We start from the raw sequence: 816 nt of genomic DNA, 5'->3' as shown, positions 1-816 counted from the left end.
GAAAAGAACTAGACAAAAAAATTCAAGACTTAAGACGAAGTCGCGTTACAGAAGTAGAATTGGCAGAATTAACAGCACAAGATTTAAAGGTATTAGCTATTAAAAGTAAAATGAGTTCAGGTTATCAACTGACACCACAAATTATAAAAAAAGATGTGACAGATCAAGAATATGCGCGGATAAGTGAAAAACTTGCGGAGTTTCCAGGAGTAGATACAACAGTTGATTGGGAACGTAATTATGTAAATGGTAATTTATTTCGTTCCGTGTTAGGTAATATTACAAGTAGTGAAGAAGGATTACCGAAAGAAAACTTAGATTCTTATTTGGTACGTGGATATAACCGTAATGATCGTGTAGGAAAAAGTTATATTGAACAACGATATGAAGATGTATTACACGGCACAAAAGAAGAAGTGAAAAACATTACTGATAAATCAGGAAACATTATAAACACAGAAATAATCTCTAAAGGAAAAAGTGGTAGTAGTTTAACATTAACGATTGATATGGAATTACAAAAGAAAGTGGAAGAAAGTATAGAGAAAAATTTGAGAGCTTTTAAGAGTTCAGAGCCATTGTTGGACCGAGCCTTTGTCGTCATGACAAATCCAAATAACGGACAGATTTTATCTATGGCAGGCAAAAAGATTGTAGAAAAAGAAGGGAAAATAGAGATTGAGGATTTGGCATTAGGTAACATGACAACTTCGTATGAGCTAGGATCAGCTGTAAAAGGCGCAACGTTATTAACTGGATATGAGACAGGGGCAATACAGCCAGGAGATCAATTTTATGATGCACCGATGAAATTTA

General features: G+C 34.2%; 1 protein-coding gene. It reads left to right on the top strand.

Annotated elements, in window-relative coordinates:
* Positions 1–816: penicillin-binding transpeptidase domain-containing protein (locus MR155_RS31235; RefSeq protein WP_277958801.1), on the top strand; the 816-nt coding region annotated here is incomplete at both ends.

Source organism: Bacillus cereus group sp. BfR-BA-01331 (assembly GCF_022663915.1).
Taxonomy (GTDB): Bacteria; Bacillota; Bacilli; order Bacillales; family Bacillaceae_G; genus Bacillus_A; species Bacillus_A mycoides.
The sequence above is the reverse complement of the archived record's forward strand: the minus strand, read 5'-3'. Positions and strand labels throughout refer to the sequence as shown.